The organism is Phytohabitans flavus (assembly GCF_011764545.1).
GTDB classification, from domain to species: domain Bacteria; phylum Actinomycetota; class Actinomycetes; order Mycobacteriales; family Micromonosporaceae; genus Phytohabitans; species Phytohabitans flavus.
On sequence record NZ_AP022870.1, the window covers coordinates 3,862,029 to 3,878,523 of the forward strand.

Here is a 16,495-nt window from a genome sequence, read left to right on the forward strand (position 1 = left end):
ACGGTACGCCGAGGGTGTTCCCATGCCCCGCACGTACTGGATCCTCTTCACCAGCCAGGTCGTCAACCGCACGGGCGGCGTGGTCGTGCCGTTCCTGGCCCTCTACCTCGCCGGCGCCGGGCTCACTCCCGGGCAGGTGGGCGCGGTCGTCGCCGGGTTCGGCCTGGGCGCGGTAGCCGGGCGGCCGGCGGGCGGCTACCTCGCCGACACGATCGGCCGCCGCGCCACGATGGTCGCCGGCCTGGCCGGCACCGCCGCCTGCCTTCCGCTCCTCGCCGTGGCCGGCACCGCCGCCCTGGCGACCGCGGCCGCCGTCGCGCTCGGCGTGGTGACCAGCCTCCCCCAGCCGGCCGCCTACGCCCTCGTGGCCGACAGCATCGAGGGCCCGGCCCGCTCGCGCGCGTTCGGCATGCTGCACTGGGCCTTCAACATCGGCGCGGCCGTGGCCGGCGCGATGGCCGGGTTTCTCGCCGGCCACGGGTTCGGCCTCCTCTTCGCCCTCAACATCGCCGCCGCACTGGCCTGCGCCGCGCTGGTCGGCTTCGGGCTCCCCCGCGATCGCCCCGCGGGCCCACGGCCCTCCTCGCCCGGCCGCGCCGGCTTGGGCGACCCGCTGCTGGTCGGGTTGACGCTGCTGATGCTCGGGCACATGCTCGTGTTCGCCCAGTACCGGTACGGCCTCCCGCTCGCGATCCGCGACGACGGGCTGCCGCCGTCGACGTTCGGGCTGGTCAGCACGCTCAACGCCGGCCTCATCGTGTGCGCGCAGCCGCTGCTCGTACGGTGGCTGAGCCGCTTCCGCCCGCTGGTCGTGGTCGCGGCCTCGTGGGCGGTCTTCGGCGTGGGCATGGCGCTGACCGGCCTGGCCGACACCACACCCGCCCACCTGGCGGCGACGGCGGTGTGGACGCTCGGCGAGATCGGGGCGTACGGCTTCGCCGCGGCCATCGTCGCCGACCTCGCCCCATCCGGCGCGCAGGGCGCTTACCAGGGCCTGTTCGGCATGGCGTCGGGTCTGGGCATGTTCCTCGGCCCGGCGGTCGGCGCCCTGGCCTACACATGCCTGGGCCCGGCGGCGCTGTGGTGGGCCTGCGCGGCACTCGGCGTAGGCGGCGCCGCGGCGGGGTTGCTCCTGGTGCCCGCGGTGGACCGCCGCTCACCCCAGCCCACCGCCGGCGGGTCGCGGTCGGCGCTCAGCCGTTGAGGCGGCGGAGACCTCAGGATCTAGACGATCTATGCCAAGACCTGAGCTACCGCGACGTCCGTGGTGGTCCGGACCGCTGCTCCCGCGGCCTCACCCTGCGCGGTCCACGACCCCGAGTGGGCAATGTCGGGGACATCGCCCACCGCACCGCGACACGCGGGCGCCGTACCCCCTGGGAACAGACAATCCAGGGCGATGACCCGGGCATTCTCCGAGACGGCATGGAGTGCCAGGTACGGCCTGGCCTGGCCCTTACAGCGGAAGGATGTTCCCCGCTCACGCGGCGCAACCCGACCTCATGATCGACTTAAGCTAAGCGGCATTGGATCCAGACCGCAGCTCCGCGGCCTCACCCTCCGCGTCCCACGGCCCCGGTTTGTGAACGTTTCCCGTTGCCAGGGCAACAGGAAACGTTCACAAAGGCTGGAGCCCGCGCCAGGACCCCACGTATCCCTTGATCGGCGATACAGCGGGAAGCCGTCCGAGCGGTCGAAGGAAACCAGGTCCTCGCGGTCCGGCATCACCCGATCCTGACGCCCCAGATATGGGACAAATCGGCGAAAACAATCGACGCGAAGCGTCGATTGTGGACAAGCCCGAAACCCCAACCCCAGATCTCTAGATCCGGAAGTCTGCCCAGCCGCTGACGACGCGGCGGCCCGGAATCGGGGCCTGGATCGCCCGCCGCCAGCCTGCCGGGTCGCCCGCACGGCGGTCGGCTTGGTCTGCGGTTGGGTGAGTGCCCCACACCGGTCGGGCGGGCGCATCGGTGCGCCCAACTTTTGAGCTCCACCGGGGCCGCGGTCCCGCCGCCGGCCCGCCCGGGTGCCCGCGGGAAGGGGTGGGGTTGTGAGACGCGGAGGGTGAGGCCGCGGGAGCAGCGGTCCGGACCACGACGAACATCGCGGTAGCCCAGATCTGCCTTGGAATGGATCCTCTAGATCAAACTAGGCTGAGCGGCATCGGGTCCGGACCACCGCGGGCGTCGCGGTAGCTCGGATCTTGCAAGAAGAAGGGCCCCGCACTGAGCGTGCGGGGCCCTTCCTGAGCGAGCGGCGGGCTAGAGGTACTGGCCCGTGTTGCTGACGGTGTCGATGGAGCGGCCGGCCTCGGCGCCCTTGCCACCGGAGACGAGCGTCCGGATGTACACGATCCGCTCGCCCTTCTTGCCGGAGATGCGGGCCCAGTCGTCCGGGTTGGTGGTGTTGGGCAGGTCCTCGTTCTCCCGGAACTCGTCGACGCAGGCGTCCAGCAGGTGCTGTAGCCGCAGGCCCTTGCGGCCCGACGACAGGAACTCCTTGATGGCCATCTTCTTGCCGCGGTCGACGATGTTCTGGATCATGGCGCCGGAGTTGAAGTCCTTGAAGTACAGGACCTCCTTGTCGCCATTCGCGTACGTGACCTCGAGGAAGCGGTTCTCCTCGGTCTCGGAGTACATGCGCAGGACGACCGCCTCGATCATCGCGGCGACGGTGGACTGCGAGTCGCCGCCGTGCTCGGTGAGGTCGTCGGGGTGCAGGGGCAGCCCGGTCAGGATGTACTTCGAGAAGATGTCCCGCGCGGCCTCGGCGTCCGGACGCTCGATCTTGATCTTCACGTCGAGGCGGCCCGGGCGGAGGATGGCTGGGTCGATCATGTCCTCGCGGTTGGACGCGCCGATCACGATGACGTTTTCCAGGCCCTCCACACCGTCGATCTCGCTGAGGAGCTGCGGGACGATGGTGTTTTCCACGTCGGAGGAGACGCCGGAGCCGCGGGTGCGGAACACCGAGTCCATCTCGTCGAAGAACACGATGACCGGCGTGCCCTCGCCAGCCTTCTCGCGGGCCCGCTGGAAGATCAGCCGGATGTGCCGCTCGGTCTCACCCACGTACTTGTTGAGCAGCTCAGGACCCTTGATGTTGAGGAAGTAGCTGGTGTGCTTCTCCTCGCCCCGGCCCTCGGCGATCTTCTTGGCCAGCGAGTTGGCCACCGCCTTGGCGATCATCGTCTTGCCACAGCCGGGCGGGCCGTAGAGCAGGATGCCCTTCGGCGGGCGCAGCTGGTGCTCCCGGAAGAGGTCGGAGTGCAGGAACGGCAGCTCGACCGCGTCACGGATCTGCTCGATCTGGGACTGGAGGCCACCGATGTCCTCGTAACCGACGTCGGGCACCTCCTCCAGCACGAGCTCCTCGACCTCGCTCTTCGGGATCCGCTCGTACGCGTACGCCGAGCGGGGCTCGATCATCAGCGAGTCACCCGCGCGCAGCGGCGCGCCGATCAGCGTCTCCGCGAGGTGGACGATCCGCTCCTCGTCGGCGTGGGACACCACCAGCGCCCGGTCACCCGGACCGCCTGCGGGGTGCTCCAGCACCTCCTTGAGCATGACCACTTCGCCGACCCGCTCGTAACCGAACGCGTCGACGATGTTGAGCGCGTCGTTGAGCAGGACTTCCTGCCCGCGCCGTAGCTCGTCGACGTCGAGTGACGGGGACACCGCCACCCGGAGCTTTCGCCCGCCGGTGAACACGTCGACGGTGCCGTCGTCGTGCTTGGCCAGGAAGACCCCGTAACCGCTCGGCGGCTGCGCCAGGCGGTCGATCTCTTCCTTGAGCGTCACGATCTGGGCCCGAGCCTCCTTGAGAGTGCTCACGAGCCGCTCGTTGTTTTCGGTCAGTCGGGCCAGCTGCGCCTGCGTTGCCGCTAGCCGCTCCTCGAGCTGCCGGACGTGTCGTGGGCTTTCGGTCAGCTTGCGCCGCACCAGAGCGAGTTCCTCCTGAAGGAACGCGACCTGAGTGGAGAGATCGTGGGCCTCCTTCTCCCACCGTGCGGCGCGCGAATCCGCGTCGTCGCTGCGTGCCACGTCCCACCTCCCCGGGGGGCTTGAACGTACTGCCATAACACTAACCGCTGTTACGGCTAATCGAACCTACGCAACACCCTCGTCACTGACTCTTGATCTGTATCGGCGGGTGAGCAGCAGTGGTAATGCCCGCCGAGCAGCGGTGCATTCCTCAAAGTGTCGGGCGTCCGACCATCGACGCGACGAGCCGGGCGAACTCCTCCAGGCGAGTGATTTGTCCGGCGCCGCCGTCGTCCAGGGTTTTTCCGAACCGGAGGGCGTCGTGACGCACCGAGTTGCCCTGGTCCTCGGCGGGCGCGGCAGGGTTGGGACCGGCCTCGTCGAGGGAGCTGAGCAGCAGGTACACGTCGATACTGTCGACCCGAGCCTGTCCGCCCGCGGTGCGCGTCAGGCGCCTACGACAGCCTACCTCGGTGACGCTCGAGAGCGGCACGACCCGCAGCGACGAGGTCATCGAGCCGGGCGGGCCGTCGCCGGGCGCCACATCCTCGCCGTGCCACAGGATGAGGCGGCTGCCGTCGCAGACCACGACCTCCTGCCAGACGCCGTTGACCTCGTTGACGAAGCGTTCGAGCGTGAAGCCGAGCACGGTGGCGCCGCGCAGCACCCCGCCGAGGGCCTCCAGGGCCACGTCGGGGTCGCGCAGGTAGGCCCGCGCCGCCGAGTCCAGGTCCTGGTACGGGGACCAGTCAGGAAAGACAGCGGGCAGCTCACCACCTCCGAACGCCGGCCTAGCCACTCGTGTCGGCCTCCTCACCCCGCTCGGGCGCGCCCAACGGCGGCGGGACCGCGGCCGCCGCCTTACGCGCCGCGTATGCCTCCGCGCCCTTGCTCGGCTTGCGGCGGCGCGGCGGGGCGGTGACGCCGGGCGCGAGGCGCCGGCTCGAGACCAGGAACGCCGTGTGGGCGATCATCCGGTGGTCGGGGCGCACGGCGAGTCCGTCGGCGTGCCAGTCGCGCACGAGGCTCTCCCACGCCCGCGGCTCGGTGAAGCAGCCGCGCTCGCGCAGGGCCTCGACGAGCTCGGAGAGCTGGGGACCGTCGCCACGTACCCGATGAAGACGCCGCCGGGCACGAGCGCCCGCTCGACAAGGTCGAGCGGCTCCCACGGGGTGAGCATGTCCAGGATGATCCGGTCGAAGCCTGTTTCGTCGCATTCCACCACGTCGCCGACATGCAGGCTCCAGGCGGGGTGGGGGCCGCCGAAGAACGCCTCGACGTTCTTCCGGGCGATCGCCGCGAAGTCGTCCCGTACCTCCCAGGAGTGCAGCTCGCCGGACGTACCGACCGCGCGCAGCAGCGAGCAGGAGAGCGCACCGGAGCCGGCGCCGGCCTCCAGGACCTTCGCACCGGGGAAGATGTCGCCCATCGCGACGATCTGCGCCGAATCCTTCGGGTAGATCACCTGGGCACCGCGCGGCATCGACAGAACATAGTCGGACAGCAGCGGGCGGAGCGCGAGATACGCCGTACCGCCGCTGGATGTCACCACGCTGCCGTCCGGGAGGCCGATCAGCGCGTCGTGCTCCAGCGCGCCCCGGTGGGTGTGGAACGAGCGGCCGGGCTCCAGCACGATCGTGTGCATCCGGCCCTTGGGATCGGTGAGCTGCACCCGGTCGCCAGGGCGGAAGGGCCCGCGGTGGGCGGGCATCGAGTCGACGTCGGAGAGGGCGGCGGAGGTCACGTTGTCATCTTCCGGTTCGGTTCCAACAGCTGGGCGAGGTCGGCGACGTGGAGGACGCCGACGACATCGTCGCCCGCCGTGACGAGGTACTGCGCGCCGGGGTGCGCCTGGACCGCCTTGATCACCTGCTCGCCACTGGTCCCGACCGGGATCGTGTGAATGCCGTCGATCCCCCGGGCCACCGCGTCGACCGCCACCCAGGGGCGGCGCTCGGCGGGCACGGCCGCGGCGGCGGCCCGGTCGACGAGCGCGACGAGGCGACCGGCCGAGTCGGACACCCCGAGCGAGGCGCCCGCGTGGCCGGCGTCGGTGCCGCGCCGCTGGGCCTCGGCGAGCGGGGTACCGGTGGGGACGGAGAACACCGGGCGGGCCAGCCGCGCCAGGTCGATGAGCGGGAAGCGCCGGCTGATCTTGGCGACCCGGATCGCCTGACCGGCGCCCTGCCACATCGTGAACGCCACGAGCAGCATGAACACAAGCCCGAACGTGGACAGCACGCCGACCGCCGTCAACACCGCGACCGCGGCGGCGGTGCCGAGCGCCACGACCCGTCCCACCCAGCCGGCGACCTCAGTGCCCAGGTGGCGGTCGCGGCTGAGCGCCCACACCGCCGCGCGGAGCGCCCGGCCGCCGTCCAGCGGCAGCCCGGGCAGCGAGTTGAAGACCGCCACCACGACGTTGCTCACCGCGAGCTGGAAGGCGAGCTGGTTGATCAGCGTACGGTCGGGCAGCGCGAGCGTCGCCACGGTGGCGATCACGCCGAGCACCAGCGACACGGCCGGCCCGGCGAGCGAGACATAGAGGTCGACCTTCGGGCTGGGCGCGTCACGGTCCATCTCGGTGTATCCACCGAGGAGCTCCAGTGTGATGCCCCGCACGCCGATACCGTACCGGCGCGCCGTCAATGCGTGGCCGAGTTCGTGCAGGAGCACCGATCCGAGCAGGCAGACGACGAAACCGAACCCGATCGCATACCCCGCGGGCTGCGAAAGGTCCAGCTCACGGCGGACGAACTCGCCGTAGATGACCGTGACGAGGACGGCTAGCAGGAGCATCGAGGCATTCAGGTACACCGGGACGCCGAGCACCCGCCCGACGGCGAGACCCGGTCGGCGGTCGGTCCGGTCCTGCCGCGCGCGATCCTCCACCCCTCGATGCTACGGGTTGGTGAGCGCGCGAGCGCGTAGGTGACAGGCGGGGCGCGGTTCCGCGGCGATGTCGTACCCGTGCCATAGCCTCTTGTGCATGGCAGTCGCGGAGCTTGGTGAAGTCGAGGCCCTTGAGGCCCAGGAGCCCCGGGAGCCGGTCTACCCCTCGCTCTCCCCCTCCCGCGCGGCCGACTTCAAGACATGTCCCCTGCTCTACCGCTTCCGCACGATCGACCGGCTGCCCGAGCGGCCAAACCCCGACCAGGCCCGCGGCACGCTCGTGCACGCGGTGCTGGAGCGGCTCTTCGACCTGCCGCCGGCCGAGCGCACCCACGCGTCGGCCACCGGCCTCGTCACCCCGGCGTGGGAGCGGCTCGTCGAGGGGACGCCGCCGCTGGCCGAGCTGTTCGCGGAGGGCGAGCGGGAGGTGTTCCTCGCGTCGGCCGGCGAGCTGCTGGAGGGCTACTTCGCGGTCGAGGACCCGAGCCGCCTGGAGCCGGCCGAGCGGGAGAGCCTGATCTCCGCGGTGGTCGACGAGCGGCTGCTCATCCGGGGCTATGTGGACCGTCTCGACGTCTCCCCCGCCGGCGACCTGCGGGTTGTCGACTACAAGACGGGTGGCGCGCCGCGCGAGGCGTTCGAGGCGCGGGCGCTTTTCCAGCTCAAGTTCTACGCGCTGGTGCTGTGGCGCACCCGGGGCGTGGTGCCGCGCGTGCTGCGCCTGCTCTACCTACGCGACCGGGAGATCTGCGACTACGCGCCGGACCCCGAGGAGCTGGTCCGCTTCGAGCGCACGCTGCTGGCGCTGTGGCAGGCGATCGACCGGGCCACGGCCGAGCGCGACTTCCGCCCCAAGCCGAGCCGGCTCTGCGACTGGTGCAGCCACCAGGCGCTCTGCCCGGCCTACGGCGGCACGCCGCCACCGTTCCCCGAGCCCGGCGACGCGGCCGCGGAGGGCCGCACCCGGGCCGGCGCGAGCGAGTCCGGCACCGCTCTCATCCCGCAGGAGGATGACCGGCTCACCGCGGGCGACGAAGGAGAAGCGCCCCGCAGCGGATAGTTTCGCTGCATGACTCGCGTGGACGCTCCGGCGGCCGGCCGTCCCCTCTGGGGCGCCTGGCGTGAGCGGCTGCGCCTCGACCCGGCCACCCGGCGGGCGGGGATCTACGACGCGCTGCTCGCCGCCGGCATCGTCGCGATCGAGATCGTGCTCACCGCCACCGGCCCGCCGTCGCTGCGCGAGGCCGACTGGGGCACCACGGTCGGCTGGAGCCTTGTCGGCGGCCTCGCCCTGGCGCTGCGCCGGCTCAGCACGTGGGGCGCGATCGTCATCGTCCTGGGCACGGTCGCCGGATCGGTGGTGACCCACCACCAGCCGATCGCGGTGGGGGTGGCGATCCTTGTGCTGACGTACACGGCGGCCGCCCAGTTCGCCCTGCTGCGGGCCGCGGTCGCCAGCGCGCTGCTGTGGGGTCCGATCCTCGTGCTCAACCTCACCGCGCCCGCCAACGAGCCGCCGGACGGCATGTCGGTGCCGTACATCATGTTCCTGGACGTGCTCATCGGCATGGTCTGCTTCTTCGTGGGCCGCACCGTGCACGCCCGCCGCACCTCGGTCCTGGCGCTGGAGGAGCGGGCCCGGGTCGCCGAGCAAAACCAGCGCGCCCTGGCCGAGCAGGCCGTCGGCGACGAGCGCCGCCGCATCGCGCGCGAGCTGCACGACATGGTCGCCCACCACGTGAGCGTGATGGGGGTACTGGCGACCGGCGCCCGCCGCGTGCTCAGCCGCGACCCGGCCTCGGCCGACGAGGCGCTCGCCACGATCGAGGACACGAGCCGCGCCACGCTGCGCGAGATGCGCCGCCTGCTCGACGTGCTGCGCACCGACGCCGAGCCGGCCGCCGAGATGTCCCCCAGCCGGGTCTGGCCGGCATCGAGGCGCTTGTCGAGCAGGTACGCGAGGCGGGACTGCCGGTCGCGCTCCGGGTCGACGGCACACCCGGCCCGCTCGACTCCGGCGTGGCCCTCGCGATCTACCGGATCGTGCAGGAGGCGCTCACCAACGCGCTCAAGCACGCCGGCAACGCCACCGCGCACGTGCGGCTCAGCTTCGGCGTGTACTGGCTGATCGTCGAGGTCTTCGACACCGGCCGCGGCCCGGCACCGGGTACCGACCACGTCGGGCACGGGCTCGTCGGCATGCGCGAGCGCGTCGCCCTGTACGGCGGGACGCTCCGTGTCGGACCCCGGCCCGGTGGCGGTTTCCGGGTATACGCGAAGATCCCAATGGAACAGCCTTGACGGGGGGACGAGGGTGACTCAGGAACGGCCGGTACGGATCCTGCTCGCCGACGACCAGCCACTGCTGCGGACCGGTTTCCGCATGGTGCTGGGCGCCGAGGAGGACCTGGACATCGTCGGCGAGGCCGGCGACGGTACCGAGGCGGTCGACCTGGCCCGCCGGCTGCTGCCGGACGTGGTACTCATGGACATCCGCATGCCCCGCCTCGACGGCGTGGCCGCGACCCGCGCGATCGTCGACGCCCGCCTGCCGGTCCGGGTCCTCATCCTCACGACCTTCGACCTCGACGAGTACGTGGTGGGCGCGCTGCGGGCCGGCGCGAGCGGCTTCCTGGCCAAGGACGTGCCGGCCGAGGACCTGGTGACCGCGATCCGTACGGTGGCGGCCGGTGAGGCGGTGGTGGCGCCGCGGATCCTGAAGCGGCTGCTGGACCGGTTCGCGGACAGCCTCCCCGACCCCTCCGCCACCCCGCCGAAGGCACTCGACTCGCTCACCGAGCGGGAGCGCGAGGTGCTCGTCCAGGTGGCCCGAGGCCTGTCCAACGCCGAGATCGCCAGCGCGCTCTCGGTGAGCGAGACCACCATCAAGACCCACGTCGGCCACGTGCTCACCAAGCTCGGCCTCCGCGACCGCGTCCAGGCCGTCGTCCTCGCCTACGAGACCGGCCTGGTCCGCCCCGGCGCCTAGCCATTCATTCCTGAGAAAATTCCGAGCTACCGCGACGCCCGCGGTGGTCCAGACCGCTGCTCCCGCGGCCTCACCCTCCGCGCTTCACACCCCAACCCGCGGGCATCCCGGCGGGCCGGGCGGCCCGCGGGCCTCTGGAGATGGGCGCACCGATGCGCCCGCTCGACTGGCGCGGGGCCGGCGCCCCTTCGGGCCGGCTTCGCCGAGCCGAAGGGCGGAGTCGGCCTTTGTGAACGTTTCCTGTCGCCCCAGCAACGGGAAACGTTCACAAACCTTGTCCTGGATCCCCCAGGGAAGGTTGAGCGAGATCACCTCGGGTGACCACGTCGGCGGGCGGATGCGCGCCGCTCTGCTTCCCTGCGGGCAGCACCAGATCGTGGTACTTGGCTGTTGCTGTAGCGACAGCCAAGTACCACGATCTCGTGAACTGCTACCTATCGCGCGCGGGGACCGCGCCCGCCCTGGGTGGGCACCGCTGGCGTCGGCCCGTTTCAGTGATCGCGGTATCCAGCTGCCCCGGAGAGCCTGTCGCAGAATCGTCAGATTCGCCCGAACCGAGGGTCGCGTTGACTCTCGGTGCCCGCCGTTCGGCGGCCAGCGGCCGACCCGGCATGTTCCTCGACACACGCACTGCCCACGGGCCACCGCCACCCACCAGCGGGCGCGCGGCCGTGCGCAGCGGCCTTGCGCACTCGATCCAAGATCTCGACAAAATCCCTGATTCTGTTGCCTCCCGGCGCGGTTGAGGCAGCAAAATCAGGGATTTTGCTGTCATCGCGTGGCGCGCGGCGCGCGGCGGGTGGCGGGTGGCGGGTGGCGCGCGGCGGGTGGCGGGTGGTTGTGGAGCGCGGAGGGTGAGGCTGCGGGAGCGGCGGTCCGGACCACCGCGGACGTCGCGGTAGCTCGAATTTTGATCTTGGGTTGGATTTCGATGGAGCGCGGCGAGGTCTACGCGGCGTCGGTGCCGTGGGCCGTTTCGTACGTCCGGGGGCGACGGGCACTCCGCAGGGGGATGCGGGCGTACTCCTCTGGGGGAGGCCCGCGGCCCGGCGCACCACAGCGGGCGTACCTGAAGAGTCTCCGCAAGCACGACGGCGTGGGCGCTCGCGTGACCTAGCGTGAGATCCGTGATGGGCATTCGGGGGAAGGCCTGGCCACAGGCCTTGTGTGTGAGCCCGCTCAGGGGCAACCCTGAGCGGGCATCGGGGACCGCCCGCATCCAAAGGTGGGTTTCGAGTTCCCCCCGGGGGCGGACGATTCCGCGGCCCCTGGCCCCGAACATGGATGCTGCCGGCCGGAACACGTGTCCGGCCGGACCAGATTCTCTTGAGGGGGACCAGTGACGACGACGGTAGCCCGCGACACGCATGTGGCGGCCCGTGCGACGGACGTGTGGAAGGTGTACGGCACGGGCGAGGCCCAGGTGGTCGCGCTGCGGGGGGTGACCGCCGAGTTCGAGCGTGGTCGGTTCACCGCGATCATGGGCCCGTCCGGGTCTGGCAAGTCCACGCTGATGCACTGCCTCGCGGGGCTCGACTCGGTGTCCCGCGGGCAGGTGGCGATCGGCGAGACGGTGGTCACCGGGCTCGGTGACGCCGGCCTGACCAAGCTGCGCCGCGACAAGGTGGGCTTCATCTTCCAGCAGTTCAACCTGCTGCCCACGCTCTCGGCGAAGGAGAACATCCTGCTGCCGCTCTCGATCGCGGGGCGCAAGCCGGACCAGGCGTGGTTCGAAACGGTGATCGCCACGGTGGGGCTCGGCGACCGGCTCAGCCACCGCCCGTCCCAGCTCTCCGGTGGCCAGCAGCAGCGTGTGGCCTGCGCCCGCGCGCTCGTCGCCCGCCCCGAGGTGATCTTCGCGGACGAGCCGACCGGTAACCTCGACTCCCGCTCCGGCGCCGAGGTGCTGGCGTTCCTCCAGCGCTCCGTCCGGGAGTACGGGCAGACGATCGTGATGGTGACCCACGACGCGGTCGCCGCTTCGTATGCGGACCGCGTGGTCTTCCTCGCCGACGGTGCGATCGTCTCCGAGATCTTCGAGCCGACCCCCGAGACGGTGCTCGACACGATGAAGCGCCTCGACGTGCTGACCGGCGAGGCGGAAGCCTGATGATCCGCGCGACATTCAAGAGCCTGCTCGCCCGCAAGCTCCGGCTGGTGCTGTCGGGGCTGGCGGTGGTGCTCGGCGTGATGTTCGTGTCGGGGGCCTTCGTGCTCACCGACACGCTGGGCCGCTCGTTCGACGCGGTCTTCTCCACGGCGTATTCGCAGACCGACGTCGGCGTGGCCGCGAAGCCCAAGGTCGAGGTAAGCGAGTTCGAGGGCGAGGAGGCGGCGGCGCCGTTCCCGACCTCCACTGTGGACAAGGTGGCGGCGGTGCCGGGCGTGGCCAAGGCCACCGGCTACGTCTCCACCGACGGCGCCCGCCTCATCGGCGACAACGGCAAGGTGGTCACCTCGTTCGGGCCGCCGCAGCTCGGCGAGAGCTGGAACCCGGACGACGAGCTCATCGAGCTGCGCGAGGGCCGCGGGCCTACCGCGGACAACGAGATCGCCATCAACGCGACGCTCGCCGACGCCGCCAAGGTCACGCTCGGCGAAAAGGTCGGTGTCCTCACCCGCGAGCCGCGCCAGGACTTCACGGTCGTCGGCATCTTCGGGTACAGCGGCGGCCGGGACAGCCTCGGCGGTGTGCAGCAGGTGGAGTTCACGCCGCCGGTGGCGCAGAAGCTGATGCTCGGCGAGACCGGCGTGTGGAACGGCGTCATCGTCAAGGCCGCAAGCGGCGTCTCGCACGACAAGCTGCGCGACGACATCGCGGCCCAGCTCGGCGGCGACTACGAGGTGAAGACCGGCCAGCAGCTCGCCGACGAGGCGTCCGGCAGCCTCAAGCAGGGGCTGAGCTTCTTCAACAACATCCTGCTCGGCTTCGCCGGTGTGGCGCTGTTCGTCGGCATCTTCCTGATCCTCAACACGTTCTCGATCATCGTCGCGCAGCGGACCCGCGAGCTGGCCCTGATGCGGGCGGTCGGTGCGAGCCGGCGGCAGATGATCGGCTCGGTGCTCATCGAGGCGGTCGTGATCGGCCTGGTCGCCTCCGTGCTCGGCCTCGGCGCCGGTGTCGGGGTCGGCGCCTTGCTGGCATATGCCTTCGGCAGCCTCGGCGGCGGGCTGGAGATGGCGTCGGTGGGCGTGCCGGCCGCCGCGGTCATCAGCTCGTTCGTCGTCGGCCTGCTGGTGACGGTGGTCGCGGCGGTGCTGCCGGCACTGCGCGCCTCGCGCATCCCGCCGGTCGCCGCGATGCAGGAGGTCGCCACGCCCGACCGTCCACTCACGAAGGTCACCGTGGCCGGCGCGATCGTCGGCGCGGCGGGCGGGGCGCTGCTCGCGCTCGGCCTGAGCGGCAAAGCCGGCGGCGACTGGACACTGTGGACGATCCTGGGCGGCGTGCTCGTCACGTTCATCGGCGTGGCGCTGCTCACCCCGCTGATCAGCAAGCCGGTGGTGGGCCTGCTCGGCCGGATCTTCTCCTGGTCGGTGCCGGGCAAGCTGGGCCGTCTCAACTCCGGCCGCAACCCGCGGCGCACCGCCATCACGGCGGCCGCGCTCATGGTTGGCATCGCGCTGGTCACCGGCGTCACGGTGCTGCTCGACTCGGCGAAGTCGAGCATCACCAAGCTCGCCGAGAACACCATCAACGCCGACCTCGTCATCGCCGGGGTGCAGAGCGGGCCGCGCCCGCCGACCTTCGACCCGGCGGTGCTCGACGAGGTCAAGGCCATCCCGGGCGTACACACCGCGACGGGCATGTACGCGGACCTCGGCACGGTCAACGGCGAGAAGCAGTACCTGACCGCGGTCACGGACGTCGACGCGCTGCGCGACGTGTACCGGGCCGAGCCGTCGTCCGGGACCATCAGCTCGCTCGGCCCCGACCAGATGCTGGTGGACTCCAGCACCGCGACGGACATGGGGCTGTCGGTGGGCTCACGGCTGACGGTGCAGCTGTCGAGGGGTGAGGCGCACACGTACACGCTGTCGGGCATCTACAAGGAGTCCGACCTGTACGGCGGGTTCGTCATGCCGGAGCAGGCGACCAAGGACTTCGCGATGCCGCAGCCGACGCAGGGTTTCATCCAGCTCGACCCGGGCACGCCGGTGAGCCAGGTGGAGCGTCAGGTCGACCGGCTGCTCGCGGACAGCCCCGAGGTGTCGGTGGCCGACCGGAGCAAGTTCATCGAGCAGCAGACCAGCGGGTTCGACCAGATCCTCACGATGATCCAGATCCTGCTGGCGCTGGCGATCCTGATCGCGGTGCTCGGCATCATCAACACGCTGGCGCTGTCGGTGCTGGAGCGTACCCGCGAGCTGGGCCTGCTCCGCGCCATCGGCCTGCGCCGCGCGCAGACGATGCGCATGATCACGGTCGAGGCGGTGGTGATCTCGATGTTCGGAGCGATCCTCGGCGTCGTGGTCGGCACGGGCCTCGGCGCGGCGGTGGTCCGAGCCCTCCGGGACGACGGCATCACCGAACTCGTCCTTCCCTGGTCCCAGATGGGGCTTGCCGTGGTGCTGGCAGCGATCATCGGAGTGGTCGCCGCGATCCTGCCCGCGATCCGCGCCGCACGCCTGAACGTGCTCGGCGCCATCGCACACGAATAGCCCGGCGGGGGACAGATGGGGGCGGCTCGGGCGGGCCGCCCCCATCGGGTTTCTAGGGCATGGCGTCAGCGGCGGGACCAGGCGGCGGCGCGGATGTCGCGCAGCGCTTGGCGGCGGGTGTCGCCGCGGAGCGTGTCGATGTAGAGCTTGCCGTCGAGGTGGTCGGTCTCGTGCTGGAGCGCCCGGGCCAGGAAGCCGCTCCCGCTCACGGTCAGCGGCGTCCCGTACTGGTCGAAACCGTGCACGGTGGCGGACATGGCGCGGGGCGTCGGAAAGTACAGCTCCGGGATGGACAGGCAGCCCTCGTCGCCGTCCTGCGTCTCCTCGGACAGCTCGATCGTCGGGTTGACCACGTGGCCCACCTCGCCGTCCGCGTCGTACACGAACACGCGCGCGCTGACCCCGATCTGCGGCGCCGCGACCCCAGCCCGCCCGGGCGCGCCGAGCAGCGTGTCCATGAGGTCCGTGACCAGCGAATGTAGCTCGGCGTCGAAAGAGGTGACCGGTTCGGCCGGCGTACGCAGCACCGCGTCGCCCAGCAGCCGGATGGGCCGCATCGTCATGGCCGCCAGGCTATCCGGTTCCTTACGCCGTCTCCGTCAGGCCCCGCGCGTTTCCCTCAGTGGTCGCCGGCCAGGGTGGCGCGGATGGGGGCGGCCTTGGCAGCTGCCTCGGCGACCTCGGCGTCGGGGTCGCTGCCCCAGGTGATGCCGCCGCCCGCCCACAGGTGCAGCCGTTCCCCGTCGGCCGCCGCGGTGCGGATGGTCAGGCCCAGGTCGATCCTGTCGTGCCCGACCCACCCGAGCGCGCCCATGCTGGGACCACGCCCGACCGGCTCCAGCGCGGCGATCTCGGCGAGCGCGGCAAGCTTGGGCGCGCCGGTCACCGAGCCGCCGGGGCACATCGCGCGCAGCAGGTCGGCGAGGCCCAGCCCGGCGGCGGGCTCGGCGCAGACCACCGACTCGGCCTGCCAAAGATCGCACCAGCGGCGGATCGCGTACAGCTCGTCGACCCGCACCGACCCCGTGCGCGCGACCCTGGCCAGGTCGTTGCGCTCCAGGTCGACGATCATCACGTGCTCGGCCCGCTCCTTCGCCGACGTGAGCAGCTCGCGCCGCCCCGCCGCGGTCGCCGGGCGCGTCCCCTTGATCGGCCGGGTCACCACCCGGCCGCCGGACACCTCCACTAGCGTCTCCGGTGAGGCGCACCCGATCGCCCAGCCCGCGCCGGTGAGCACTCCCGCGTAGCGGGCGCCGCGCAGGCCGGCCAGCCGGCGCAGCGCGGGCAGTGGGTCGCCCAGGTAGGGGGCGGCGGCGTGGCCGACGACGTTCACCTGGTAGACGTCGCCGCGGGAGATGGCCGCGCGCACCTCCCGCACGGCCTCGGCGTGCGCCGCCGGGGTCCAGCTGGCCTGCCACTCCCCCACCCGCCAGGATGCGGCCGGGTCGTCAGCGGGCCCGGCCACCGGGCCGGGGATGGCCGGCGCCGGAATCGGTGCGCCGACCCGCGCGTTGACCAGGCCGGGGACGGCGTCGTATGCCACGACGACCAGGTCGGGGATGGCAGGCGCCGGGCTGGGCCGGCCGACCGGGGCGCCCGCCGCCCACGCCCCCGCGGCTGCCGACACGAAGACGGACGCGCCGGCCGCGGCACCGGGGCGGGCCGGCGTGTCGCCGATCCGACCCAGATCGCGCACGGGGAGTCCGTGGCGGTCGAGGAACGTTTGGAGAAGATTGAAGGGATCGCCACCGCTGTCGATCCGCCACTCAAGTCGAGAACGCTCTCTGAACACGCCGTGACGGGAAGACTGCGCCCCGCTGACAACGTTGGACTGAGTTGGAAGCGTTCCCAGTCCGACCGGTCCGAAGTGCCTCATACGAAGGGTGGATTCTCCCGTGTTAGTGCCATTACTTGTTCGAAAGAGTGTCGTTCTGCTTGGTAGCGTGCGTCACTGGTCATGTGAACC

11 protein-coding genes and 2 pseudogenes are annotated in these 16,495 nt (G+C 71.3%); 7 read left to right on the top strand and 6 right to left on the bottom strand.

The window, feature by feature from the left end:
* Nucleotides 1-22: 22 nt before the first annotated feature.
* Nucleotides 23-1,204, top strand: a complete 1,182-nt coding sequence (locus tag Pflav_RS16780; RefSeq protein WP_173037007.1) for an MFS transporter — start codon at nt 23-25, stop codon at nt 1,202-1,204.
* A gap of 1,060 nt (nt 1,205-2,264) precedes the next feature.
* On the opposite strand, the gene arc is transcribed toward Pflav_RS16780, so the two are convergent.
* The 4 genes and pseudogenes from arc to Pflav_RS16800 form a co-directional block, all read right to left on the bottom strand.
* On the bottom strand, nt 2,265-4,046 hold the full coding sequence (gene arc, locus Pflav_RS16785; protein ID WP_197938593.1) for a proteasome ATPase: 1,782 nt from the start codon (nt 4,044-4,046) through the stop codon (nt 2,265-2,267).
* Between the two features lie 151 nt (nt 4,047-4,197).
* A complete protein-coding gene (locus Pflav_RS16790) occupies nt 4,198-4,785 on the bottom strand; it encodes a hypothetical protein (protein WP_173037009.1) in 588 nt (195 codons plus the stop codon).
* Nucleotides 4,778-5,697: pseudogene (locus tag Pflav_RS16795) on the bottom strand (tRNA (adenine-N1)-methyltransferase). Before Pflav_RS16795 ends, Pflav_RS16790 begins: the two are co-directional and overlap by 8 nt.
* A 29-nt stretch (nt 5,698-5,726) precedes the next feature.
* Nucleotides 5,727-6,878 carry a site-2 protease family protein gene (locus Pflav_RS16800; protein ID WP_377308687.1) on the bottom strand — a complete coding sequence of 384 codons (1,152 nt, stop codon included), beginning with the start codon at nt 6,876-6,878 and terminating at the stop codon, nt 5,727-5,729.
* A gap of 97 nt (nt 6,879-6,975) precedes the next feature.
* Between Pflav_RS16800 and Pflav_RS16805 the strand changes: the two are divergent.
* The 6 genes and pseudogenes from Pflav_RS16805 to Pflav_RS16825 all read left to right on the top strand — a co-directional run.
* Nucleotides 6,976-7,845, top strand: a pseudogene (locus Pflav_RS16805) (RecB family exonuclease); the annotation flags it as partial.
* A 102-nt stretch (nt 7,846-7,947) separates the two neighbouring features.
* Entirely contained in the window at nt 7,948-9,006 is a 1,059-nt protein-coding gene (locus Pflav_RS16810; RefSeq protein WP_232071503.1) for a sensor histidine kinase, read from the top strand.
* Nucleotides 8,922-9,179, top strand: a complete 258-nt coding sequence (locus Pflav_RS45690; protein WP_232071505.1) for an ATP-binding protein — start codon at nt 8,922-8,924, stop codon at nt 9,177-9,179. The genes Pflav_RS16810 and Pflav_RS45690 overlap by 85 nt, the downstream gene beginning before the upstream one ends.
* Nucleotides 9,180-9,192: 13 nt before the next feature.
* Nucleotides 9,193-9,867, top strand: coding sequence for a response regulator (locus tag Pflav_RS16815; RefSeq protein ID WP_173037011.1), 675 nt, complete (start codon nt 9,193-9,195; stop codon nt 9,865-9,867).
* A gap of 1,339 nt (nt 9,868-11,206) precedes the next feature.
* A complete protein-coding gene (locus Pflav_RS16820; RefSeq protein ID WP_173037012.1) occupies nt 11,207-11,977 on the top strand; it encodes an ABC transporter ATP-binding protein in 771 nt (256 codons plus the stop codon).
* Nucleotides 11,977-14,529: an ABC transporter permease gene (locus tag Pflav_RS16825; RefSeq protein WP_173037013.1), complete on the top strand. Its 2,553-nt coding sequence runs from the start codon at nt 11,977-11,979 to the stop codon at nt 14,527-14,529. The genes Pflav_RS16820 and Pflav_RS16825 overlap by 1 nt, the downstream gene beginning before the upstream one ends.
* Before the next feature lie 65 nt (nt 14,530-14,594).
* On the opposite strand, the gene def is transcribed toward Pflav_RS16825, so the two are convergent.
* Nucleotides 14,595-15,092 carry a peptide deformylase gene (gene def / locus Pflav_RS16830; RefSeq protein WP_173037014.1) on the bottom strand — a complete coding sequence of 166 codons (498 nt, stop codon included), beginning with the start codon at nt 15,090-15,092 and terminating at the stop codon, nt 14,595-14,597.
* Between the two features lie 56 nt (nt 15,093-15,148).
* Nucleotides 15,149-16,405, bottom strand: a complete 1,257-nt coding sequence (locus Pflav_RS16835; RefSeq protein ID WP_173037015.1) for a chorismate-binding protein — start codon at nt 16,403-16,405, stop codon at nt 15,149-15,151.
* Nucleotides 16,406-16,495: the final 90 nt, after the last annotated feature.